This window comes from Saccharothrix texasensis (assembly GCF_003752005.1).
Classification (GTDB): domain Bacteria; phylum Actinomycetota; class Actinomycetes; order Mycobacteriales; family Pseudonocardiaceae; genus Actinosynnema; species Actinosynnema texasense.
In genome coordinates, this window is record NZ_RJKM01000001.1 from 8,975,440 (window position 1) to 8,997,328 (window position 21,889).

General features: G+C 74.0%; 20 protein-coding genes and 1 pseudogene. 8 read left to right on the forward strand and 13 right to left on the reverse strand.

The genetic code is table 11. From position 1 onward, the window contains the following. Positions 1 to 235 precede the first annotated feature (235 nt). Complete coding sequence (locus EDD40_RS39975) at positions 236 to 2,110, forward strand: hypothetical protein (protein ID WP_211348358.1); 1,875 nt, start codon at positions 236 to 238, stop codon at positions 2,108 to 2,110. Between the two features lie 55 nt (positions 2,111 to 2,165). Here EDD40_RS39975 and ilvD read toward each other — a convergent pair whose 3' ends face one another. The 4 genes from ilvD to EDD40_RS39995 all read right to left on the reverse strand — a co-directional run bounded on the left by ilvD (position 2,166) and on the right by EDD40_RS39995 (position 6,752). Beyond that, positions 2,166 to 3,863 carry a dihydroxy-acid dehydratase gene (ilvD, locus tag EDD40_RS39980; RefSeq protein ID WP_123747484.1) on the reverse strand — a complete coding sequence of 566 codons (1,698 nt, stop codon included), beginning with the start codon at positions 3,861 to 3,863 and terminating at the stop codon, positions 2,166 to 2,168. Positions 3,864 to 3,957: 94 nt separating this feature from the next. Next, positions 3,958 to 4,710, reverse strand: a complete 753-nt coding sequence (locus tag EDD40_RS39985) for a hypothetical protein (protein ID WP_123747485.1) — start codon at positions 4,708 to 4,710, stop codon at positions 3,958 to 3,960. An 88-nt stretch (positions 4,711 to 4,798) separates the two neighbouring features. Next, the gene (locus EDD40_RS39990) at positions 4,799 to 6,184 is read right to left on the reverse strand and encodes a GntP family permease (protein ID WP_123747486.1); all 1,386 of its coding nucleotides are present in this window, start codon (positions 6,182 to 6,184) and stop codon (positions 4,799 to 4,801) included. 28 nt (positions 6,185 to 6,212) lie between these two features. Next, entirely contained in the window at positions 6,213 to 6,752 is a 540-nt protein-coding gene (locus EDD40_RS39995) for a gluconokinase (RefSeq protein WP_123747487.1), read from the reverse strand. A gap of 111 nt (positions 6,753 to 6,863) precedes the next feature. On the opposite strand from EDD40_RS39995, the gene EDD40_RS40000 reads away from it, so the two are divergent. Both EDD40_RS40000 and EDD40_RS40005 read left to right on the forward strand, forming a co-directional pair. Continuing rightward, positions 6,864 to 7,601 (forward strand): FadR/GntR family transcriptional regulator, encoded by a 738-nt coding sequence (locus EDD40_RS40000; protein ID WP_246038230.1) that lies wholly within the window; start codon positions 6,864 to 6,866, stop codon positions 7,599 to 7,601. A gap of 126 nt (positions 7,602 to 7,727) precedes the next feature. After that, positions 7,728 to 8,672: a hypothetical protein gene (locus EDD40_RS40005; RefSeq protein WP_123747489.1), complete on the forward strand. Its 945-nt coding sequence runs from the start codon at positions 7,728 to 7,730 to the stop codon at positions 8,670 to 8,672. A gap of 17 nt (positions 8,673 to 8,689) precedes the next feature. On the opposite strand, the gene dacB is transcribed toward EDD40_RS40005, so the two are convergent. Further along, complete coding sequence (gene dacB / locus EDD40_RS40010) at positions 8,690 to 10,240, reverse strand: D-alanyl-D-alanine carboxypeptidase/D-alanyl-D-alanine endopeptidase (protein ID WP_123747490.1); 1,551 nt, start codon at positions 10,238 to 10,240, stop codon at positions 8,690 to 8,692. A 336-nt stretch (positions 10,241 to 10,576) separates the two neighbouring features. On the opposite strand from dacB, the gene EDD40_RS40015 reads away from it, so the two are divergent. Then, entirely contained in the window at positions 10,577 to 10,993 is a 417-nt protein-coding gene (locus EDD40_RS40015; RefSeq protein ID WP_201435672.1) for a cold-shock protein, read from the forward strand. On the opposite strand, the gene EDD40_RS44950 is transcribed toward EDD40_RS40015, so the two are convergent. Both EDD40_RS44950 and EDD40_RS44955 read right to left on the reverse strand, forming a co-directional pair. After that, complete coding sequence (locus tag EDD40_RS44950) at positions 10,884 to 11,696, reverse strand: LysR family substrate-binding domain-containing protein (RefSeq protein ID WP_123748641.1); 813 nt, start codon at positions 11,694 to 11,696, stop codon at positions 10,884 to 10,886. The two genes, EDD40_RS40015 and EDD40_RS44950, sit on opposite strands and share 110 nt — an antisense overlap. A 107-nt stretch (positions 11,697 to 11,803) precedes the next feature. Then, positions 11,804 to 11,977 (reverse strand): annotated as a pseudogene (locus tag EDD40_RS44955) (helix-turn-helix domain-containing protein); the annotation flags it as partial. A gap of 538 nt (positions 11,978 to 12,515) precedes the next feature. Here EDD40_RS44955 and EDD40_RS40030 point away from each other — a divergent pair. After that, entirely contained in the window at positions 12,516 to 12,920 is a 405-nt protein-coding gene (locus tag EDD40_RS40030) for a hypothetical protein (RefSeq protein ID WP_123747493.1), read from the forward strand. Here EDD40_RS40030 and EDD40_RS40035 read toward each other — a convergent pair. The 3 genes from EDD40_RS40035 to EDD40_RS40045 form a co-directional block, all read right to left on the reverse strand. Beyond that, positions 12,868 to 13,119 carry a putative antibiotic biosynthesis monooxygenase gene (locus EDD40_RS40035; RefSeq protein WP_123747494.1) on the reverse strand — a complete coding sequence of 84 codons (252 nt, stop codon included), beginning with the start codon at positions 13,117 to 13,119 and terminating at the stop codon, positions 12,868 to 12,870. The two genes, EDD40_RS40030 and EDD40_RS40035, sit on opposite strands and share 53 nt — an antisense overlap. Positions 13,120 to 13,193: 74 nt before the next feature. After that, positions 13,194 to 14,273: a glycosyltransferase family 4 protein gene (locus EDD40_RS40040; protein WP_123747495.1), complete on the reverse strand. Its 1,080-nt coding sequence runs from the start codon at positions 14,271 to 14,273 to the stop codon at positions 13,194 to 13,196. Next, complete coding sequence (locus EDD40_RS40045; protein WP_123747496.1) at positions 14,270 to 16,423, reverse strand: amylo-alpha-1,6-glucosidase; 2,154 nt, start codon at positions 16,421 to 16,423, stop codon at positions 14,270 to 14,272. Before EDD40_RS40045 ends, EDD40_RS40040 begins: the two co-directional genes overlap by 4 nt. Positions 16,424 to 16,572: 149 nt before the next feature. Between EDD40_RS40045 and EDD40_RS40050 the strand changes: the two genes are divergently transcribed. Both EDD40_RS40050 and EDD40_RS40055 read left to right on the forward strand, forming a co-directional pair. Further along, positions 16,573 to 17,619 (forward strand): glucose 1-dehydrogenase, encoded by a 1,047-nt coding sequence (locus EDD40_RS40050; protein WP_123747497.1) that lies wholly within the window; start codon positions 16,573 to 16,575, stop codon positions 17,617 to 17,619. A gap of 57 nt (positions 17,620 to 17,676) precedes the next feature. Then, positions 17,677 to 18,042: a DUF1330 domain-containing protein gene (locus tag EDD40_RS40055; RefSeq protein ID WP_123747498.1), complete on the forward strand. Its 366-nt coding sequence runs from the start codon at positions 17,677 to 17,679 to the stop codon at positions 18,040 to 18,042. Positions 18,043 to 18,253: 211 nt separating this feature from the next. Here the strand turns inward: EDD40_RS40055 and bla are convergent, their stop codons facing one another. The 3 genes from bla to EDD40_RS40075 all read right to left on the reverse strand — a co-directional run bounded on the left by bla (position 18,254) and on the right by EDD40_RS40075 (position 21,084). Beyond that, on the reverse strand, positions 18,254 to 19,180 hold the full coding sequence (gene bla / locus EDD40_RS40065; RefSeq protein WP_123748642.1) for a class A beta-lactamase: 927 nt from the start codon (positions 19,178 to 19,180) through the stop codon (positions 18,254 to 18,256). 131 nt (positions 19,181 to 19,311) lie between these two features. Beyond that, positions 19,312 to 20,508 (reverse strand): MFS transporter, encoded by a 1,197-nt coding sequence (locus EDD40_RS40070; protein WP_425471323.1) that lies wholly within the window; start codon positions 20,506 to 20,508, stop codon positions 19,312 to 19,314. A gap of 6 nt (positions 20,509 to 20,514) precedes the next feature. After that, complete coding sequence (locus EDD40_RS40075; protein ID WP_425471324.1) at positions 20,515 to 21,084, reverse strand: sigma-70 family RNA polymerase sigma factor; 570 nt, start codon at positions 21,082 to 21,084, stop codon at positions 20,515 to 20,517. Here EDD40_RS40075 and EDD40_RS40080 point away from each other — a divergent pair. After that, positions 20,981 to 21,883 (forward strand): zf-HC2 domain-containing protein, encoded by a 903-nt coding sequence (locus tag EDD40_RS40080; protein WP_425471325.1) that lies wholly within the window; start codon positions 20,981 to 20,983, stop codon positions 21,881 to 21,883. The genes EDD40_RS40075 and EDD40_RS40080 overlap by 104 nt on opposite strands. Positions 21,884 to 21,889: the final 6 nt, after the last annotated feature.

The window sequence follows — 21,889 nt, forward strand, 5'->3', positions numbered from 1 at the left end:
CCGCGTGCGCCGGGGTGCCGGCCGCCGGTCGTTCCACGATCTGTGACCGGCACACCGCGCAGGGAGAGCGCACCCGCGTTTCCCGGTCGTACCGGGACGAATTCGTGGTGACCGGGCATGGCGCGGGAGCGGATCGTGAAGTAGAAATAGCCAACTCCACACCGCCGACGCCCGATTCCGCCCAGCCTGAGAGAGCGCTCTCACGCTGGAGGCCGGCGTCACTACCCCCAGAGGCATGTCAATGACGATCATGCGCCACGCCAGACGTGAGAGCGCTCCCGCGAGGTTGCGCCGGGTGTTCGTGCTCGGCCTCGCCCTGGCCGCCGCCACCACGGCCGCGGCACCGGCCGTGAGCGCCGACCCGCCCCGGCGCACGCAGGACCTCGGCGTGAACGTGAAGGTGTTCGACCCGTCCATGCCGGTCGCCGAGATCCAGGCCGCGCTCGACGCCACGCACGCCGCCCAGGTCGACAACGAGATGGGCGCGCAGCGCTACGCCTACCTGTTCAAGCCCGGCCGGTACGGCACGGCCGAGCAGCCGTTGCAGATCAAGGTCGGCTACTACACCGAGATCGCGGGCCTCGGCGCCTCGCCGACCGACGTCGTGATCAACGGCAAGGTCGAGGTCTACAACCGCTGCCTCGCCGACGGCGGCACCGGCAACTGCCTGGCCCTGGTCAACTTCTGGCGCACGCTCGGCAACCTGACGATCAACATCGACGGCGCCGGCCAGGACGGCTGCCGGTCCGGCGCCAACTTCTGGGCCGTGTCCCAGGCGGTGTCGCTGCGCCGGCTCAACGTCACCAGCGGCACGTTCACGCTGATGGACTACTGCACCGCCGGCCCGCAGTACGCCAGCGGCGGCTTCATCGCCGACTCCCGGCTGCCGTCCGTCGTCAACGGCTCGCAGCAGCAGTGGCTGACCCGCAACAGCGAGCTGGGCAGCTGGTCGAACGGCGTGTGGAACCAGGTGTTCTCCGGCGTCGCGGGCGCTCCCGACGACGCGGCGTTCCCGAACCCGCCCTACACCACGCTCGACACCACGCCGCTGAGCCGTGAGAAGCCGTACCTGTTCGTCGACGACAAGGGCCGGTACAACGTCCGCGTCCCGGCCGCCAAGCGGAACACCAGCGGCGTGTCCTGGGCCAACGGCCTGACGCCGGGCCGCACGATCCCGCTGTCGGAGTTCTTCGTCGCCAAGCCCGGCGACTCGGTGCGCGACATCAACAACCAGCTCGCGCGCGGCAAGCACCTGCTGTTCACGCCGGGCGTCTACGACATCGCCCGCAGCATCGAGGTCAAGCGGCCCGACACCGTGGTGCTCGGTCTCGGGCACGCCACGCTGACCGCCGTGAACGGCTCGGTCCCGCTGGACGTCGCGGACGTGCCGGGCGTCGTCATCGCCGGTGTCACGATCGACGCGGGCGCCGAGCTGTCGCCGGTGCTGCTGCGCGTGGGCAAGAAGCACGGCCACCGACCGGCCGACCCGGCCGACCCGACCACGCTGTCGGACGTGTACTTCCGCGTCGGCGGTCCGCACGTCGGCAAGGTCGACACCGCGCTGGAGGTCAACAGCGACCACGTGCTCATCGACCACACCTGGGTGTGGCGCGCCGACCACGGCGTCGAGGGCTTCACCGACACGCAGCGCTGGAACACCAACACCGGCCTCACCGGCGTGGTCGTCAACGGCGACGACGTGACCGCGACCGGCCTGTTCGTCGAGCACTTCCAGCGGCACAACACCGTCTGGAACGGCGAGCGCGGCACCGTCGTGCTCTACCAGAACGAGCTGCCCTACGACCCGCCGACGCAGGCCGACTGGATGAAGGGCGACGTCGAGGGCTGGGCCGGCTACAAGGTCGGCGACCACGTGCGCAAGCACACCCTGCACGGCGCGGGCGTGTACGTGTTCAACCAGAACAACCCGCAGATCCACACCGAGAACGGCTTCGAGGTGCCCGAGACGCCGGGCGTGAAGCTGCACCACATCATGACCGTCAACCTGAGCGCGGGCGTGATCGACCACGTCGTCAACGGGGTGGGCGGCCCGGCCGACCTGACCAACGTCGGCGCCCCGGTCTACGTCGCGGAGTACCCGGCGCCGTGAGACCGGGACGGCGCCCGACCTCGATCGCGAGGTCGGGCGCCGTCCGCCGTGCCGGCTACCCGCAGACCGCGCCGGCGGAGGCGGAGCCGACGAGCTTGGCGTACTTCGCCAGCACACCCCGCTGGTAGCGCGCGGGCAGCGGCGCCCAGCCCTCGCGGCGGGAGGCCAGCTCGGCGGCGTCCACGTCGACGTCGAGCGTGCCGTTGGCGACGTCGAGGGTGATCCGGTCGCCGTCGCGGACGAACGCGATGGGACCGCCGTCCACCGCTTCCGGGGCGACGTGGCCGACGCACAGGCCCGTCGTGCCGCCGGAGAACCGGCCGTCGGTGAGCAGCAGGACGTCCTTGCCCAGCCCGGCGCCCTTGATCGCGGCGGTGATGGCGAGCATCTCCCGCATGCCCGGCCCGCCCTTGGGGCCTTCGTAGCGGATGACGACCACGTCGCCCGCGGCGATCGTGCCGTCCTCCAGCGCGTCCATGGCCGACCGCTCGCGGTCGAAGACGCGGGCGGTGCCGGTGAACACGTCCGAGTCGAACCCGGCGGACTTGACCACCGCGCCGTCGGGCGCGAGGGACCCGCGCAGGATCGTGATGCCGCCGGTGCGGTGGATCGGCTCGCTCATCGCGCGCAGCACCGTGCCGTCGGGGTCCGGCGGCGCGATGTCGGCCAGGTTCTCGGCGACCGTGCGGCCGGTGACGGTCAGGCAGTCGCCGTGCAGCAGGCCCGCGTCCAGCAGCGCCTTCATCACCACGGGCACGCCGCCGATGCGGTCGACGTCGGTCATCACGTGCCGGCCGAACGGCTTGACGTCGGCCAGGTGCGGCACCCGCGCGCCGATGCGGGTGAAGTCGTCCAGGCTCAGCTCCACCTCGGCCTCGTGCGCGATGGCCAGCAGGTGCAGCACGGCGTTGGTCGACCCGCCGAACGCCATCACCACGGCGATCGCGTTCTCGAACGCCTCCCGGGTCATGATCTGCCGCGCGGTGATGCCCTTGCGCAGCATCCCGACCACGGCCTCGCCGGACTTGCGGGCGAACCCGTCGCGCCGCCGGTCCGTGGCGGGCGGCGCGGCGCTGCCCGGCAGGGACATGCCCAGGGCCTCGGCCGCGCTCGCCATCGTGTTCGCGGTGTACATGCCGCCGCACGCCCCCTCGCCGGGGCAGATGGCGCGTTCGATGCGGTCGACGTCCTCGCGGCTCATCAGGCCCCGGGCGCACGCGCCGACGGCCTCGAACGCGTCGATGATCGTGACCTCGCGCTCGCTGCCGTCGGTCAGGGTGACCCGGCCGGGCAGGATGGAGCCCGCGTAGAGGAAGACGCTGGCCAGGTCGAGCCGCGCGGCGGCCATGAGCATGCCCGGGAGCGACTTGTCGCAGCCCGCGAGCAGCACCGAACCGTCCAGCCGCTCGGCCTGCATGACCGTCTCCACGCTGTCCGCGATGACCTCGCGCGAGACCAGGGAGAAGTGCATGCCCTCGTGGCCCATCGAGATGCCGTCGGACACCGAGATGGTGCCGAACTCGAGCGGGTAGCCGCCCGCCGCGTGCACGCCGTCCTTGCTCGCCTTCGCGAGCCGGTCGAGCGGCAGGTTGCACGGCGTGATCTCGTTCCACGACGAGGCGACGCCGATCTGGGGCTTGACCCAGTCGTCGTCACCCATCCCGACCGCCCGCAGCATCCCGCGCGCGGCGGTCCTCTCCAGGCCGTCGGTGACGTCGCGACTGCGCGGCTTGATGTCCGGGGTTTCGTTCATGCACGAAACCTAACGTCCCGGCACGGGCGTCGCACCGGCGACCGGCCGTCGCCCGACCGCGTGGTTCGACGGTCACGGCGCTCCCGGGCGGCCGTCAGATCCCGGTGTAGCTCTTCAGGCCCACGAGCGTGGTGAGCTCCATCGAGTTCGCGCCGGCGGGGGAGGGCAGGCCGAAGCGCTTGTCCACCAAGCGGTCCAGGGGGCCGCAGCCGCGGGCGGCGGGCACGGCGAACGCGTCGTCCTCGATGGTGAACCGGAGCACCGGCGGGTCGGCGGAGACCCGGTCGGGCCCGCTGGTCCGGACGGGGCGGAACACGAGCGGGTCCGAGTCGTCGCCGATGGCGCACGTCTCGGGCAGCAGGCCGTTGAGCACGCGGAGCTTCAGGTGCTGCACGCCCATCCGGTCGCCGTCGGAGAGGAAGTCGGCGAACGCGGCGTACTCGACGTGCAGGTCCGCGCGCAGCGACGGGTGGTGCGCCGCGACGCCGAGCAGCCCGCCCGGCACGGGGGTCGGCTCGGCCCGCAGCGCGCCGAAGACCTGGGCGTACCGCCCGTCCACCCGCCCTTCGGCGAACGTCAGCCGCATCGCGCCGGTGCCCTGCTCGCGGAGGTCGCCGATCCGGATGGTCCCGCTGGACATCAGCACCTCGCAGCGCCACTGCGCGGGGTCCGCGCCGGCGGGGAGCGCGGGGCAGTCGGCGAAGTCGAACGCCGGCACCGGCTGGGCGGCCGTGTGCCGGGGCGCCGCCGAGGCCGGTCCGATCAGCGCCGACCCGATCAGCGCCGTGCCGGCCGGCGCGGTGGCCGCCAGTGCCGCGACGGCCGCGCGGCGGAAGGTTCTCGTCATGCCGCCGAGCCTCCCGCCCCGCGCCCCGTCCATGATCCGGCAGATCCCCGGTGTCACCCCTGGTGCGAGCCGGCGGCGCGGCCAGGGGTCACCCGAGCGCGAACAGCACCGCGGACAGGCCGAAGCCGACCAGGCTGATCGTGGTCTCCATGACCGTCCACGTCTTCAACGTGGTCCGCACGTCCATCCCCATCAGGTTGCCGACCAGCCAGAAGCCGGAGTCGTTGACGTGGCTCGCGATCACCGAGCCGGCCGCCAGCGCGAGCACGATCGCGGCCAGTTCGACCGCGCCGAACCCGCCGGCCTGCACGACGGGCTGCACCAGGCCCGCCGCCGTCGTCAACGCGACCGTGGCCGAGCCCTGCGCGACGCGCAGCGCGGCGGCGACCACGAAGCCCGCCACGAGCACCGGCAGACCGAGGTCGGACAGGCCGTCGGAGAGGGCCTGCCCGATGCCGCCCGCCCGCAGCACCGCGCCGAACATGCCGCCCGCGCCGGTGATCAGGATGACCGCGCACACCGGGGCGAGGGCCGAGTCGACCAGCTTCTCCACCGACGCCTTGCCCTGCCCGCGCCGCACGCCGAGGACGTAGGAGGCCACGAGCACGGTCGCCAGCAGCGCGACCGGTGTCGAGCCGAGAGCGCGGGCGACCCCGTACCAGGACGCCTCGCCGTCGACCCACCCGGCGGCGCGCGCGGCGTCCAGACCGGTGTTGGTGAAGATCATGACCAGCGGCAGCAGCAGGAGCGCGACGACGGTCGCCGGGCTCGGCGGGTTGTCGTGGTCCTCGGCCTGCGGACCGCCGCTGAGGATCGTCGGCACCGGCAGGACGAGCCGCTTGCCGATCCACAGGCCGTACAGGTAGCTGGTCAGGTACCAGGTGGGGATGGCGATCAGCAGGCCGAACGCGATCACCAGGCCGACGTCCGCGCCGAGCAGCTCGGTCGCCGCGACCGGGCCCGGGTGGGGCGGGACGAACACGTGCATCACGGAGAACGCGCCGGCGGCGGGCAGGCCGTAGCGCAGCACACCGCCGCCGAGCCGCCGGGCCACCGCGAACACGATCGGCAGCATCACGACCAGGCCCGCGTCGAAGAAGATGGGGAAGCCGAAGACCAGGGAGCTGACGCCGAGCGCGAGCGGCGCCCGCTGTTCGCCGAACCGGCGGATCAGCGCGTCGGTCAGCGACTGGGCGCCGCCGGTCACCTCGACGAGCCTGCCGAGGATCGCGCCGAGGCCGACGAGCAGCGCGACGCTGCCGAGGGTCGTGCCGAAGCCGGTGGTGAGGGTGGGGACCACCGCGCCGGCCGGGATGCCCGCGGCGAACGCGGTGAGCAGGCTGACCAGCACCAACGCCAGGAACGCGTGCACCCGCAGGTACATGATGAGGAACAGCAGCAGGGCGATCGCGCCCCCGGCGATGCCGAGCAGGGCGCCCGCGCCGAGGGTCTGCGCCCAGTCGTTGGTGGTCATCGGCAGCTCCGTCGCTCTCGAAGGGGGGTCAGGTGGTGGCCGGGTTCCCGGCGGCGAGGTCGAGCCGGGTCACGGCTTCCTCGACGATCAGCTCGGGCGTCCGCGCCACGTCGACCGCGACGCCGTCCTCGTCGGGCCCCAGCGGTTCGAGGGTGTCGAACTGGGACCGGAGCAGGGACGGCGGCATGAAGTGGCCGGACCGGCGCCGCATCCGGTCGCCGATCACGTCGTGCGTGCCGAGCAGGTGCAGGAAGCGGACCCGCGCGTCGGCGGCGCGCAGCACGTCCCGGTAGGCGCGCTTGAGCGCCGAGCACGTGACGACCGTGCTCTCGCCGGCCGCGGCGTGCCCGGTGACCCAGTCGCGGATCGCGGCCAGCCAGGGCGCCCGGTCGGCGTCGGTGAGCGGGGTGCCCGCCGACATCTTCCCGATGTTGGCGGGCGGGTGGAACTCGTCCGCCTCGGCCATCGGCAGGCCGAGCCGGTCGGCCAGCAACCGGGCGACCGTGCTCTTGCCCGATCCGGACACGCCCATCACGACCACGCAGGTCGGCTCGGCGCTCGTGGTCATGGGGTGCACCTCTCGGCTGCGACGACGAGACGATCAAAAGTAGTATCTTTGGCGGTGAAAGGTAGCACCTTTGACCGCGCTGAGGAAGGTCGGTCGGGCTACGCTGCTGCCGTGCCGGTACAACGCCAGGGGGGCGTGCCGGGCGGCAACGCCCTGCACACCTCCGTGCTCGACACCCTCGGGCTCCAGATCACCAGCGGTGACCTCGCCGAGGGGCGGGTCCTGACGCTCGACGGCATCCAGGAGCAGTTCGGGGTGTCGCGGACCGTCGCCCGCGAGACCATGCGGGTGCTGGAGTCGATGGGCCTGGTGACGTCGCGGCGCCGGGTCGGGATCACCGTGCAGCCCCAGTCGTCCTGGCAGGTCTACGACCCGCGGTTGATCTGGTGGCGGCTGGCCGGTCCGCACCGCGACGCCCAGTTGCGCGCGCTCACGGAGCTGCGGATCGCGGTCGAGCCGGTGGCGGCGGCGCGGGCGGCGTGGAACGCGTCGGCCCGGGAGCGCGACCGCCTGCTCGACCTGGCCACCCGGATGCGGCGGCTCGGCGAGGCGGGCGAGTCGGCGGCGTTCCTCGAACTGGACGTCGCCTTCCACGCGCTGCTGCTGGAGTCGGGCGGCAACGAGATGTTCGCCGCGCTCCGGGGTGTCGTGGCGGTGGTGCTGCGCGGGCGGACCAGCCTGGGGCTGATGCCCGAGAAGCCCGTGCCCAGCGCGCTGGACCTGCACGAGGAGGTGGCGCGGGCGGTCGCGTCCCGGCACCCGGAGGCCGCCGAGCTGGCCATGCGCGCGTTGGTGGCCGAGGTGCGCGACGCCGTGGTGCCGGTGAACGGCCCCCGCCCGGTTCGCTGACCTCCCCGACGGCGACACCCGGTCCACAGTGGAACTTCCGGCCGGCGGCGCGCTCCGCCGTCGATCCCGGGGAACGCGCGGCCCCCGTTCGTCGTCGAAGGCGCGAACGACGAACGGGGAGGCACCGTGAACCACCCACCGCGACCGCCGAGCGGGCCGGACCCCTACGGCCAGTACGGCGGCTACCAGTACGGCGGGTTCGCGCCGCCGCCCCCCGCGCCGAAGAAGCGGACCGGCGCGGTCGTGGCGGTCGTGGCGGTGGTCGTGCTGGTGCTGGGCGGTGTCGCGTTCACCGGGTTCGTGCGGCCGGGGTTCTTCGTGGGCGGTGGGGACGCCACCACGACCACGACCACGCCGCCGACCACCGCGTCGTCCACGTCGGTGGACACCGGCGGCGCGGAGGAACTGCTGAAGGCGCTGGTGGCCGGACTGGACTCGCAGGACGGCGCCGCGCTCAGGAAGATCGAGTGCCCCAAGGCGAAAGCCGCCGTGGGCAGCGCGATCAAGGACGTGTCCGCGCTCAAGAAGGCCGAGCTGGTCGACCGCGACGAGGTCAACGACGACAAGGTGCGGGCGACCGTCGAGGTCACCACCGACTCGCGGACCTCCGAGGTGGAGGTGACGGTCGTCCGCGAGGACGGAGACTGGTGCTGGCTGGACATCGCGCGGGCCGAGGGGCAGCCGTCCGCCGGCGGGCGACCGACCGCGACCGCCGCGCCGACCGCCGACGGCGAGCCGACGGCCGGCGGCAAGCCGGTCGCGCCGGAGGCGCTCGCCGTCATGCGGTCCTTCCTGGACGGTGTGAACGCCGGTGACGCGGCGGCCGCGGCCGGTCTGCTGTGCCCGGACGCCATCAACGACGCGGCGGACGTGGAGGAGCTCGTCGGGTACGAGCCGGACCTGGCCCTCGACGCGGGGATGGACGGCAGGACCACGGGCGAGGACTCCGTCCAGCTCTACCTCGAGGGCACCGCCAAGGGGCAGCGGCTGGAGGGCTACTCCACGAACCTCTGGGTGACCGGCTACGACGGCCCGTGGTGCGTGCACGCGTTCCGCGCGGTCGTCATCTGACCCCGGTCGGCCCGGGTTCAGCAGGACTTGGTCCAACTGCACTCCAGCTGCCGGTCGGGGAGGGGCTCGGTGGCGACCCTGACCGCGGGCGGGGCCGAGCCCTCCCGGTGGCCGGCCAGCCGGACCGCGACGGCGTCCTCGAACGGTTTCGCCGACGTGAGGGTGTCGTTGCTGATCATGGCGAACACCAGCGGGGTGCCGTCGGCCGTGCGCACGTAGCCGGAGAGGGCGCTGACACCGGTCAGGGAACCGGTCTTGGCGCGCACGTTGCCCTCGGCCGGGGTGCCGCGCATCCGGTTGCGCAGCGTGCCGCCGACCATCCGGTCGCTGTTCCCGGCCACGGGCAGCGAGTCGTACCAGGGCCGGAACCACGGCTCGCGCTTGGCGGCCACCAGCAGCGCGGCCAGCTGGGCCGGGGAGACCTGGTCCATCCTGGACAGACCGGAGCCGTCCCGCAGCGACAGCGCGGCCGGGTCCACGCCCAGCTCGCCGAGCTTCGCCGTCATCGCGCGCAGCCCCGCGTCCCAGCTGCCCTCGCCGGACACGGCCCGGCCCACGGTCTTGACCAGGATCTCGGCGTGCATGTTGTTGCTGAGCTTCATGAACGGGACCAACAGCTGCGACAGCGGCATCGACCGGTGCTCGCCGAGCACCCGCGCGTCGGCCGGGGTCGCGCCGACGCCGGTGCCGCCGAGCACGCGGACGCCGTGCCGGGCCAGGGCGTCGTGGAAGAGGGACGTGACCAGCCCGGTGGGCTCCCAGACGGTGCTCCACTCGGTCACGACGGCGCCGCCGGCGGGGACGCTGCCGCGCACGGTGATCACGTTGGTGCCGTGCTGCCGCTCGACGGACACGCTCGACGCCGTGCCGGGCGCGCCGGTGACGGCGGTGCCGGCGATCGTGACGTAGTCCGTCGGCGGCTCGGTGGTGACCGCGGCCGGTCGGCCCGCCTCACCGGGCGCGACCCGGACGATGACGGACCCGGCGTCGTAGTCGGTGTCCGGTGAGACGGTCAGTGCCGAGATCTGGGCGTTGTAGTAGTACGGCTCGTCGTCCCAGGCCCAACCGGTGCCCAGGCGCACGGCGTCGAACCAGGTGTCGTCGGCGACGAGCTTGCCGCGGACCAGTCGGACGCCGCTCCGGGCGACCTCGGCGGCCAGCGCGTCGTAGTCGGCGGCGAGCATGGTCGGGTCGCCGGTCCCGCGCAGGTGCAGGTCGCCGGCCAGCACCCCGCCGCGCTCGCCGCCGGTCGCGGCCACGGTGGTGCGGAACCGGTGGTCGGGGCCGAGGATGTCGAGCGCGGCGGCGGAGCTGATCAGCTTGCCGTTGGAGGCGGGCTGGCCGCGCTCGTCGCCGTCCCGGGAGTAGACCACGGCCCCGGTGTCGGCGTGGCGGACCACGAGGCCGACGTCCGCGCCGGCGAGGGCGGTGCTGCCGATGATCGCGTCGAGGTCCCGGGTGAGGGCGTCGTCGGCCCGCGCGGACGCGGGTGTCACCAGGTCGGCGGCCGGTGTCGCGACGAACGCGACGGCGGCCAGGACGAGCGCGAACGACCGTGATCTGGGCATGGGAGCTCCTCCGGGACGCCGGTGCGACTTCTGGCCAAGGATTCTCCACGTATCTGGATGGCTTGTGAAGTTCTGACACGACACGGTCGCCGCTCCGACGTGCGGACCGCGAGAGACCTGCTTGGACCTGGCCGGGTGGCGGCCGGGAACCGGCGACGAGGACCCGGAGCCGATGTCGACGTTCGCGGCCGTCGGTCGCAAGATCGGCTGAGCGCGCCGCGAGGCGGCGGTGGGCCGGGCGCCATCGTGCGCACGAGTCGCGCGATGGGGTTCGGGATAGGATCGTGGTGATGTCGCCACGGGTGTGGCGCGTGCTGCTGGTAAGGGGTTGCGGTGGTGGTGAAGGGCAAGGTCGTCCGGTTCGACGAGGTGCGCGGGTACGGGTTCGTGTCGCCCGAGGAGGGTGGCGAGGACGTGTTCATCCACGTCAACGACATCGACTTCGACAAGCGGCTGATGGCGCCCGGCGCCCTGGTCGAGTTCCTGGTGGAGATGGGCGACCGGGGGCCGAAGGCCTCGCGGGTCAGCCTGGTGCGGGAAGCCTCGGTGCGGGCGGGGGCGCCGTCGTACCACTCGGGTGACGACGTCAACGGCAACGACATGTTCTGCGAGGTCGTGTCGACCAAGCGCTACCTGCAGGAGGTCACCGAGACGCTGCTGTCCTCGGCGCCCGGCATGACCGCCGAGCAGATCCTGAACGTGCGCAAGAACCTGGTCGGGATGGCGCGCAAGTACAACTGGCTCGAGGACTGAGCACCGGGTCGACCTGACGGTCGCGCGACGTCGCCGGGCTGCCGTCCACACCGGACCGGGCCGCCCGCGACTCCTGCCTGCCCGGCGATCCCCGCGAACGCCCGGAGCGGGACTCAGCGCACTCGCGTGAGGTCGCGGGCCAGGGCGGCGAAGTCGGCGGCCACCGCGGACCGGCCGGGGACGGGCAGCGCGAGCGCCAGGTCGACCAGCCGGACCGTGGGCTCAGCGGCAGGAACACGACCTCCGGCCGGGGCTGGGCGGCGGCCGAGCCGGGCACGACGGACACCCCGCAGCCCGCCGCGACCAGGCCGACGATGGTCGGCACCCGCACGGCCTCCTGCGCGACCTCGGGCGTGAACCCGCCGCGCCGGCACGGCGCGGTGATCTCGTCGTGCAGCCCGGGCCCGAGGTGGCGCGGGAACAGCACGAACGGCTCGCCGGCCGGCGAGCGGACGTGCACCCGTCGCCGGCGGGCCAGGCGGTGGTCGTCCGGCGCCACGGCGACCAGCGGCTCGCGCGACACGGCACCAGCTCCAGGTCGTCGGCCGGACCGGGCAGCGGCGGGGCGGAGCAGGCCGACGTCCAGCGCGGCCGTGCGCAGCAGCTCGACCTGCGGCACGGAGAACGAGAGTGACGGCGGGGTAGCGCGCCCGGCAACTCGGATGATCCTCGGCAGCGGGGGCAGGACGGACGAGCCGACCATCCCGATCGACAGCGAGCCCTCCTCGCCTCGGCCCGGGCCCGGCGCGCCGCGGTGTCCACCATGGACAGTGCGGCGCGCGCGTCGGCGACGAACGCCTCACCGGCCCGGGTGAGGTGGACGTTCCTGGTGTCGCGGTGCGACAGCGACACGCCCAGCTCGGTCTCCAGCGCCTTCACCGCCTGGCTCAACGGCGGCTGCGCCATCCCGAGCGCGGCGGCGGCCCGGCCGAAGTGCAGGTGGTCGGCGACCGCCACGGCGGCCCGCGGGTGCCTGAGATCCATACCAGCGCCGAATCAGCAAACGCCGATCATGTGCGCAATCAGATCAGAGGGCCGGCCCGGCGGCATCCTGGGCCTCATGCCGAAGACGATCCTCACGCTCGCGACGGTCGCCGCGATCGCGCCGGCCCCGGGCGGCGGACCGGGTGGTGCGCAAGGACTGGAAGGTGCGTGGCGGGGCCGGGCGCCTCGGCGTCCGCGAGGGCCGGCGCGCGGCCGGCCGGTGTTGTTGCCGCACGGCGCGCGCGTGCCCGGCATCGCGTCGTTCGACCTGCCCGTGCCCGGCGGGTCGTTGGCCGCCGACCTCGCCAGGAGAGGACACCGCGTGTTGATCGTGGACGCGCGCGGCTGCGGCGCGTCCGACACGACCGCGTCGACGTCGCCGGTTGGGCGACCGGCGGGCACTGGGCCGCCTGGTACGCGAGCGAACACCCCGACCGGGTCGAGCACCTGGTGGTCTACAACAGCCTGTACGGCGCGATCGACGGCCACCCGGTGCTCGGCCGCGGCTCGGACTACGAGGACCCGGCGCGACCCCCGCGTGGCGGCGGCCTACGTCGAGCACGCGATGGCGAGCGACCCGACGTCGGCCGACCGCGAGCCGCCGAGCTTCCGCGCGCCGACCGGCGCCCTGAAGGACAGCTTCCACCTGGCGACCGGCCGAGGGCTCTGGCACGCGGGCACGATCACCGCGCGGACGCTGGTCCTGCGCGGCGAGCGCGACTTCTGGTCACGCGAGGGCGACGTGACCACGCTGGTCGCCGACCTCGGCCGGGCGAGGGACGTGCGGTCGGTGACCCTGGCCGGCGCGACGCACTTCGCCCACCTGGACCGGGCCGGGCACGGCCGGGACCGGTGGCTCGACGAGGTGTCGCGCCGGCTGCACGGGCCCGTCACGACCGCCGCGCGAGCAGCCGGACCCGCAGCCGCTGCAACGGGGGCATGAGCCCGTAGATGACGATCGGCACCGCGATCGTCGCCAGGACCAGGGTTCGCAGGACGGTCGGCGCGCCGGCGAGCAGGTCGCCGAGCAGCAGTTGCAGCGCGGTGAGCGTCGGGAAGACGGCCACCCAGATCATCAGGGCGAGGTGGTGGCGGGGCGGTGGCCCTACCCGGGTCACCGCCGCCGCGTCGTTTTCGGTCATGGGGCCAGCCTCGACCCCTCCGTCAGGATCGACAACTCCTGTTGCCGTTTCCGGGACGAGCCGGGTCGGGCCGGTCAGCGGGCGGCGGCCCGCCGGGTCGTGGTCACCGCCTCGACCACGTGCGGCGACTCGGCGACGGCGGCGCGGTAGACGTCCTCGTAGCGGGCGGCCATCAGGTCGACGTCGAACCGGCGGAGAGCCTCGGCCCGGCACCGGTCGGGCGACAACCGGTCGATCCGGCGCAGCGCGGCCACCAGCGCCGCGTGGTCGTCGCACACGAAGCCGGTCTGCCCGTGCGCGACCACCTCCGGGACGGAGCCGCGGCGGTTGGCGACCACGGGCGTGCCGCACGCCATCGCCTCCACCATCACCAACCCGAACGGCTCGTCCCAGCTGATCGGGAACAGCAGGCATCGCGCGGCGGTCAGCAGGGCCAGCTTCTCCTCGCGGCCCACCTCGCCGATCCACTCGACACCCGGCCCGAGCAGCGGCGCGATCTCGCGCCGGAAGTACTCCCGCTCCTCCGGCTCCCGGCACTTGGCCGCGACGCGCAGCCGGACACCGGCCTCGGCGGCGGCCGCGATCGCCTCGGGGATCCCCTTGAACGGCGCGGCCCGCCCGAGGAACAGCGCGTAGTCCTCCTTGTCCCGGCTGAACGGGAAGGCGCCGACGTCGACCGCGTTGTGCACGGTGCCCGCCCAGGCGAGGTCCGGCGCGAGCCGGCGCTGGGTGTTCGAGACGGCCACCAGGTGCACGCTGCCGTTCAGACCCCGGTAGTAGCGGCCCATCTCCCCGGTCACCGGCGAGTGCGTGGTGACGACCGTGGGCACCGAGCGGCCGCGGGCCAGCAGCGGCCCGGCCAGGCTGTGGTCGTGCACGACGTCCACGTCCAGGTCGGCCAGGATGGCGGGCAGCGCGGCGGCGTGCACCACCTCCGGGATGCCCTGCCCCATCCGGTCCGGCTGCGCCCGGTCCGCCGTGGCGCGGAAGTCGGCGGTCGTGCCGTTGCGCCCGACGCCGACGAGGACCACGTGGTTGCCGCGCGCGACCAACCGGTCCGCCAGGTCCGCGCACATCGCCTCGATGCCGCCGTAGGCCGACGGCGGCAGCTCGAACCACGGCGGGGCGATCATCGCGACGCGCAGCGGTGTCATCGCGCCCCACCCCCGTCCAGGTCGGGGTGCAGGCCGACGGGCCCGTGCACCACCTCCACGTCGTCGGGCAGGCCGGTCACCCGGACGTCGTCGCCGTCGACCTCCATCGTGACCCGAGCGCCGATCATCGGGATGCCGTCGAGGGCCAGGGGCTCGAACGACTTGGGCAGCACGGGCGCGATCCACACCTTCCGGTGCGGCGCGTACGGCTCCACCCGCAGCAGCACGCGCAGCAGGTGCACGGGCGTGGCCGACGCCCAGGCCTGCGGCGAGCACGACGTCGGGTACGGGATCGGGTCCGGGTACTCGGCGCGGTCGAACCCGCACAGCAGCTCCGGCAGCCTGCCGCCGAACGAGTCGGCCGCGTCCAGCACCGCCTTCGCGACCCGTCGCGCGGCGTCCACGAAGCCGTACCGCATGAGCCCGTGCGCGACGAGCGCGTTGTCGTGCGGCCACACCGATCCGTTGTGGTAGCTCATCGGGTTGTACGCGCCCATGTCGGCGGCGAGGGTCCGCACGCCCCACCCGGTGAACATGGCGGGCGAGAGCAGGGCCTCGGCGACCTGCCCGGCCTTGTCCTCGTCCACGATGCCGCTCCACAGGCAGTGGCCGATGTTGGAGGTCAGGGCGTCGACCGGCTGCTTGTCGCCGTCCAGGGCGACGGCGAAGTAGCCGCGCTCGGGCAGCCAGAAGCGCTCGTTGAACCGCGCCTTCAGCTCGGCGGCGCGTTCCCGCCAGTGCCGCGCGCCGTCCGGGTCGCCGAAGTCCTCGCACATGCACGACCGGGACAGGTAGGCGGCGTAGACGTAGCCCTGGACCTCGCACAGCGCGATCGGCCCCGCGGCGATCCGGCCGTCGGCGAAGTTCACCCCGTCCCAGGAGTCCTTCCACCCCTGGTTGGCCAGCCCCCGCTCGGTCGCGCGCTGGTACTCCACGAAACCGTCGCCGTCCCGGTCGCCGTGGCGCTCGACCCACTCCAGCGCGCGGTCGGCGTGCGGGATCATCGCCTCGACCTGGCCGCGGTCGATGCCCCAGCGGGACAGCTCGCCCAGCAGCACCACGAACAGCGGTGTGGCGTCCGCGGTGCCGTAGTAGACGTTGCTGCCGCCCAGCACCAGCGACGCGTCCGCGCCGAACCGCATCTCGTGCAGGATGCGCCCCGGTTCCTCCTCGCTGTTCGGCTCGACGCGCGTGCCCTGGTGGTGGGCGAGGGTCCGGACCGTGCCCAGGGCGAGGTTGGGGTCGATGGGCAGCGACATCAGCGAGGCGAGGATCGAGTCGCGGCCGAACAGGGTCATGAACCAGGGCGCGCCGGCGGCGACCGCGATGTCCGAGGGCCGGTCCGGGTCGAAGATCCGCAACGCGCCCAGGTCCTGCCTGCTGCGTTGCAGCGTCGCGGCCAGCGACGGCTTGCCCGTGCTCCTCAGCACGGGCACGTCCTCGCGCCACCGGCGGGCGCGCAGCACCGGGACGGACTCGTCGATCGGGCGTTCGGGCGGGAACATCGTCTCGGTCGTGCGGCCGTCCACGACGGGCTGCACGGTCACGCACGTCGACCACTCGCCCTTGGGCGGGATGACGGCGCGGAAGGTGAGGGTGGACGGCGAGTAGTCCGCGCCGCCCGCCCGCACCCGCACGCCGCGGCTCTGGCCGTCCAGGCGCCGGGTCAGGCGCAGCTCGTCCGGCTCGACGTCGCACTGGTGCCGGCCGCGCGCGCGGACCCGGCTCTCCTTGACCTCGAACAGGTCGGCGAAGTCGGCCTCCACGTGCACCGAGATGACGTGCGCGGCCGGTTCGCGGCCGAAGTTGCGCAGCGTGATGTCCTCGCGCATGCCCGCGCCGACGTACCGCTCGCGGCGCACGAGCAAGGTGCTCTCGGCGTCGTGGGAGCGGGACCGGCCGCGGCCGACGAACGTCATCCGGAACGGGTCGCGGGTGAGCGTGGTGATGTGCTCGACGGCCGCGCCGTCCACCCGCAGCGCCCACCCGGACACGATCCGGGTGTCCTGGAAGAACACGCCCTGCGCGGCCGCGCCGTCCACGTCGCCGTCGCTGCCGCAGACGCAGAACGAAGTGCCGTGGACGAGCGTCACGGTGTCGGGTGACAGCGCGACGGGCTCGCCGTCGTAGGCCCAACCACCCTCGGTCATCGTCGGCCTCCTCCGCCGGGTGTTCCCTCCCGCCGACCGGGTCCACCACGGGTGCCACTGCCCGGGACCGGCAAACAACACCCATCCCACCGGGGGACGCCGGCGGCCGGCCCCGGTGTGCCGGTCGCGCGGACGGGTAGCCCACGGCCATGCGCGCGCTCACGCTCGACCCCGGGACGGCGGACTCGTTGCAGGTCACCGAGGTGCCGGAGCCCGCGCCGCAGCCCGGTGAGCTGCTGGTCGAGGGCTTGGCCGTCGGTGTCTGCGGCACGGACAAGGAGATCGCCCGCGCCGAGTACGGCTGGGCGCCGCCGGGACGCGACCGGCTGGTGCTCGGCCACGAATCGCTCGGCCGGGTGACGACAGCGCCCCCGGGGAGTGGTTTCGCGGCCGGTGACCTGGTCGTGGGCGTCGTCCGGCGACCCGATCCGGTCCCGTGCGGCGCGTGCGCGCACGGCGAGTTCGACAACTGCCGCAACGGCGACTACACCGAGCGCGGCATCAAGGAGCTGGACGGGTACGCGTCCGAGCGGTGGTGCGTCGAAGCCGACTACGCGGTGGTGCTCGACCCGGGACTGTCCCGGGTCGGCGTGCTCGTGGAGCCGGCGTCCGTGGTCGCCAAGGCGTGGGAGCAGGTCCGCCGCGTGGGGGAGCGGGCCTGGTACGAGCCGCGACGCGCGCTGGTGACCGGCGCCGGGCCGATCGGGCTGCTGGCCGCGATGATCGGCGTGCAGCAGGGGTTGGACGTGCACGTGCTCGACCGGGTCGAGGACGGGCCGAAGCCACTGCTGGCGCGGCAGCTCGGCGCGACCTACCACCACGGCGACGTGGACGAGGTCGCCTCCGGGCTGCGGCCCGACGTGGTGATCGAGGCGACCGGCGTGGGCAGCGTGGTCCTCTCCGCCGTGCGCAACACCGCGGCGTTCGGCGTGGTGTGCCTGACCGGCATCTCGTCGGGCGGCCACACCGTGAACGTGGACGTCGCGATCACGAACCGGGCGATGGTGCTGGAGAACGACGTCGTGGTCGGCTCGGTCAACGCCAACCCGCGCCACTACCGCCAGGCGGCCGACGCGCTGGCGAAAGCCGACCCGACCTGGCTGGAGGGCCTGATCAGCCGCCGCGTGCCGCTGGAGCGGTTCGCCGAGGCCTTCACCGCCCGGCCCGACGACGTCAAGGTCGTCATCACCCTCTGAGCCGCGGCTGGTGGACTCACCGATGCGGACGTGATCACGTGCGCCCATGCTGTGGGAATGGCTGTCGACCCGCGTGGCTCCGACCTGAAGCGACTGCTCGCCGAGGACCCCGGCGGCCCGGTCGTGATGCTCAACCTGCTGCGCTTCGCCGAGGACGGCGTGGCGTCCTACGAGGAGTACGCGCGGCACCTGCGCGAGGTCTTCCTGCCCCGCTACGGCGCGGAAATCCGGTACGCGGGCGCCGGCTCCACCGTGCTGGCCGCCGAGGACGGCCAGAGCTGGGACGCCGTGGTGATCGTCCGCTACCCCGACCGGGCTGCGTTCGGCCGCATGGTCGCCGATCCCGAGTACCAGCGGGTGACGCACCTGCGCACGCGGGCGCTGACCGAGGCGGTGCTCCAGGCGACGATCCCCTGGGGCTGACCGCTCCGACGGTCCCCAGGGGCTCGGGGTCGCTCGGGTGGGGCCGCTCGCGGTCGCGTCGGCCGGGGCGTGCTCGAAGTGCCACTCCTCGTCGACGTAGCGCCCGGCCGGCGCGCAGACCTGCCCGGTCGCCGGGCCCGGGACCTCCTCCACGATCGCGAGCGGCCGTCCCGCGACGGCAGGACCAGCCGACCGATCACGACGAGGCGCATCAGGTCAACGCGCCCACGGCGTACGCGGCGGCTTCGGCGAGCAGCGCCTGGTCGCGCGCGGCGTCCGCGGTGGCCTTGCTCGACATGATCGAGATTACGAGCGGCGCGGCGTCCGGGGGCCACACCACGGCGATGTCGTTGACCGTGCCGTAGCCGCCGGTGCCGGTCTTGTCGGCGACGGCCCACCCCCGCGGCACGCCGGCGCGGACGCGGTGGGCGCCCGCCTCGGTGGCGTTGCGCTCGAGCAGGTCGCGCAGGAAGGCGCGCTGGTCGGGTCCGAGGGCGTCGCCGAGCACGATCCGCTGGTAGTCGACGCCGATGGCGCGGGGCGAGGTCGTGTCGCGGGGGTCGCCGGGCACGGCGGTGGTGAGGTCCGGCTCGAACCGGTCCGACCGCGTGACGGTGTCGCCGAGCCCGCGCGCGTACGCGGTCAACGCGGCCGGGCCGCCGAGGTCGCGCAGCAGCAGGTTGCCCGCCGTGCCGTCGCTGTGGCGGACCGCCGCGTCGCAGACCTGGCGGATGGTCATGCCGGTGGCCACGTGCCGCCTGGTGACGGCGGAGCTCGCCATCAGGTCGTCCTCGGTGTAGGTGACGACGGTGTCCAGGTGGGACAGCGGGTTGCGGTGCAGCACCGCGGCCGCCGCCAACCCCTTGAACGTGGAGCAGAACGCGAAGGGCTCGTCGGCCCGGTACGCGAGGGTCGTCCCGGTGCCCGTGGCGACGGCGTACACGCCGAGTCGCGCGTCGAACTTCCGCTCCAACTCGATCAGGTGATCGTGCGGCACCGCGGCCGGCGTGGACGTGGGAGCGGCCGTGTCGACGGGCGCCGACACCGGCGTCGGGTCCTGGGCGCAGCCCGCCAGCGGGAGCAGCGCGGCCGCGCCCAGGAACGAGCGGCGGCTGACGGTGCGGTGCGGCGGTGTCACGCCCAGCAGCTTCACAGGTGGTCGTGGATGTTGTCCAAACGGCTCGGCGCCGCCGGAGGAGCACTTCGGCGCGGCGGCTGGTCGCCGTGCCGCCCGGCGAGGGTGCTCGGCAGGTGCTCGCCGGCCCGGGGTCAGCGGAAGTCCCGGGCGGAGGGCACGAGCGCGGCGGCGGCCGGCGCGGCGAAGCAGACCACCGCGCACACCGCGAGGACGACGTCCGCGCCGAACCCGTCGATCGCCGGCGCGATCAGGGCCAGGCCGACCGGCGCGAGGCCGTAGGACAGCAGGAAGTCCAAGGACGACACCCTGGCCAGCATCGAGGGTTCGACCTCGCGCTGCGTCGCCGTGAACCACGGCACGTTGAACAGCTCGATCCCCACCCCCGCCGCCACGTACGCGCCGATGACGAACACCGCGTGCACCGGCAGCAGCAGGGTCAGCGGCACGAACCCGTAGCACGCCAGGCCGGCCAGCGCGGTCCAGCCCTGCGCCCGGGAACCCCGCCGTCCGGCGATGATCGCGCCACCCAGCGCGCCCACCGTGTACGCGGTCATGGCGGCGGCGAGCACCGCCCCCGTGCCGTAGCGGTCGCGGCTCACCAACGGCAGCACCACACCCGTCGCGGAGTACCCGGTGGCGATCACCGCGGTCAACGCGCCCAGCCCCGCCACGAACCACGGGTGCCGCCGCGCCTCCCGGACCCCGTCGACGAACTCCGCCGCGAAACGCCGCCGGGCCGCCGGGACGACGGCCGTGCCCGGGGGTGGGATCGACGCCGCGGCCAACCACAGCACCGCCGTCGCGACGATCAACGCCGGTGTGTCGACCACCAGCGCCAGCAACGCGGTCAGGCCCGGCGCGACCAACGTGGTGACCCGCACGGCCAACGTCATCGCCGCGTTCGCCCGCCGGCGCTGCTCCTCGGCCACGACTTCCGCCGTGAGCGCCTGGAAAGCCGGGCGGCACGCGCCCTGCCCCGCGCCGACCGCGGCCGCCGCGACGGCCATCACCACGACCGAACGCCCCAACCCGACCGCGATCAACGGCGAGGTGAGCCCGGCGACCGAACCCGCCCAGAACACCACCCGCCGCCGGGAGTGCCGATCGGCCAGCACACCGGCGACCGGCACCGCGACCAGGAACCCGACCGTCCGGGCGGCCAGCACGACCCCCAGCTCGACCGCGGTCATCGACCGCTCCAGCACCGCGAACCCGAGCACGAACGGCAACGCCCACGTGGCCAGGCCGGAGGCGGTGGCGCCGATCCACAACCGCAGGAACGCCGTGTCGCGCAACAGCGTCCCGCCGGGGCGGACGTCCGGTCGCACGGTCGCTCAGCCGGCCTCGGTGGCGCCGGACCGGCCGGTCGCGCGCAGCAGGTCGTCGCGCGCCCGTGCGACCCGGGACCGGATCGTGCCGACCGGGCAGCCCGCGACCTCGGCCGCCTCCGCGTAGGGCAGCCCCAGCACCTGGGTGAGCACCAGCGCTTCACGGCGGTCCGGGTCCAGCGCGTCCAGCAGCACGTTCAGCTCGACGGCGTCCTCGAAACGGGACTCGACCGGACGCCGGTCCGCCTCCCGCTCCCAGTCCGCGCCGGGCGACAGCCGCGGCCGGGACCGCGCCATCCGGACCTGGTCGACCACCACCCGGCGGGCGATCGACAGCAGCCAGGTGCGGGCCGACGAACGCCCGGCGAACCGGGGCAGGCTCACCAGGGCGCGCGCGTAGGTCTCCTGGGCGAGGTCGTCCGCCACGCCGACGTCGGCGAGGTGGGCGATGAACCGCCACACGTCCCGTTGCGTGGCCCGCACGAACCGCTCCAGCGCGTCCCGGTCACCGGAGCGGGCCCGCAACGCCCAGCGCGTCACCTCGTCGTCGGGGTTGGTCACGTCGGGGAAGGTCACGACTCCGAATCGTAACCACACGGCCGTCGGGAACTCGTGCACCGAATGGAGCTACTACTGGGACGCGGACTGCCGAACCCGCCGTGAAGCGTTGTCCGCGCGCCTCGACGGTGAAGCCGAGCCCGCGCCCGCCGCCGAGGTGGACGCGCACGCCCGGCGGTGCGCGGACTGCTCGACGCGGCTGGTCCGGGCGCAGGCGCTGACCAGGGCGATCCGGGTGCGCCTGGCTCACCCCGGACCGGACCTGGTCGCTGTCGTGCCGGCGGACGCGCCACCTCGCCACCTCGCCCTGGCACCGCGCCTGGCGCTGGCCGCGGTCGCGATCGTCCAGTTGTGGCCGGCGTTGGCGCAACTGCTCGCCGGCGCCACGTCCCCGCCCGTGCACGGCATCTCCGGGCACCTGTTCAACGAGGGCGCGGCGTGGAACCCGGCGTTGGACATCGGCCTGCTGGTTGCCGCCGTGCACGCGCACCGCGCCGCCGGGCTGTTGCCCACGCTCGGCGGTTTCGTCGCGGTGCTCGCCGCCTTCTCCGCGCACGACCTGCTCACCGGCGTCACGACGGCGGCGCGCGTGCTGACGCACCTGCCGGTCCTGACCGGACTGGTGCTGCTGCACCTGGTCCACCGCGCGCACCGGAACCAGCCGGCCCCCGGCACACCAGCCGAGCACGGCCACGACGTGCACGGCCACGACGTGCACGACGGTCCGGGCGAGACGGGCGGCGACCGCTGTCCCGCGCGGGCGGAGAGGCGGGGCCGGGGCGGTCTGCGGCCCACCGCCCACCGGCGTGCCGCCTGACCCGTG

Coding starts and splice junctions, on each gene's coding strand:
- EDD40_RS44950 (WP_123748641.1), bottom strand. CDS start 11,696: ATGGTCGGCTCGTCCGTCCTGCCCCCGCTGCCGAGGATCATCCGAGTT.
- EDD40_RS39975 (WP_211348358.1), top strand. CDS start 236: ATGTCAATGACGATCATGCGCCACGCCAGACGTGAGAGCGCTCCCGCG.
- ilvD (WP_123747484.1), bottom strand. CDS start 3,863: ATGAACGAAACCCCGGACATCAAGCCGCGCAGTCGCGACGTCACCGAC.
- dacB (WP_123747490.1), bottom strand. CDS start 10,240: ATGCCCAGATCACGGTCGTTCGCGCTCGTCCTGGCCGCCGTCGCGTTC.
- EDD40_RS39995 (WP_123747487.1), bottom strand. CDS start 6,752: ATGACCACGAGCGCCGAGCCGACCTGCGTGGTCGTGATGGGCGTGTCC.
- EDD40_RS40045 (WP_123747496.1), bottom strand. CDS start 16,423: ATGACCGAGGGTGGTTGGGCCTACGACGGCGAGCCCGTCGCGCTGTCA.
- EDD40_RS39990 (WP_123747486.1), bottom strand. CDS start 6,184: ATGACCACCAACGACTGGGCGCAGACCCTCGGCGCGGGCGCCCTGCTC.
- EDD40_RS40055 (WP_123747498.1), top strand. CDS start 17,677: ATGGCTGTCGACCCGCGTGGCTCCGACCTGAAGCGACTGCTCGCCGAG.
- EDD40_RS40050 (WP_123747497.1), top strand. CDS start 16,573: ATGCGCGCGCTCACGCTCGACCCCGGGACGGCGGACTCGTTGCAGGTC.
- EDD40_RS40035 (WP_123747494.1), bottom strand. CDS start 13,119: ATGACCGAAAACGACGCGGCGGCGGTGACCCGGGTAGGGCCACCGCCC.
- EDD40_RS40040 (WP_123747495.1), bottom strand. CDS start 14,273: ATGACACCGCTGCGCGTCGCGATGATCGCCCCGCCGTGGTTCGAGCTG.
- EDD40_RS39985 (WP_123747485.1), bottom strand. CDS start 4,710: ATGACGAGAACCTTCCGCCGCGCGGCCGTCGCGGCACTGGCGGCCACC.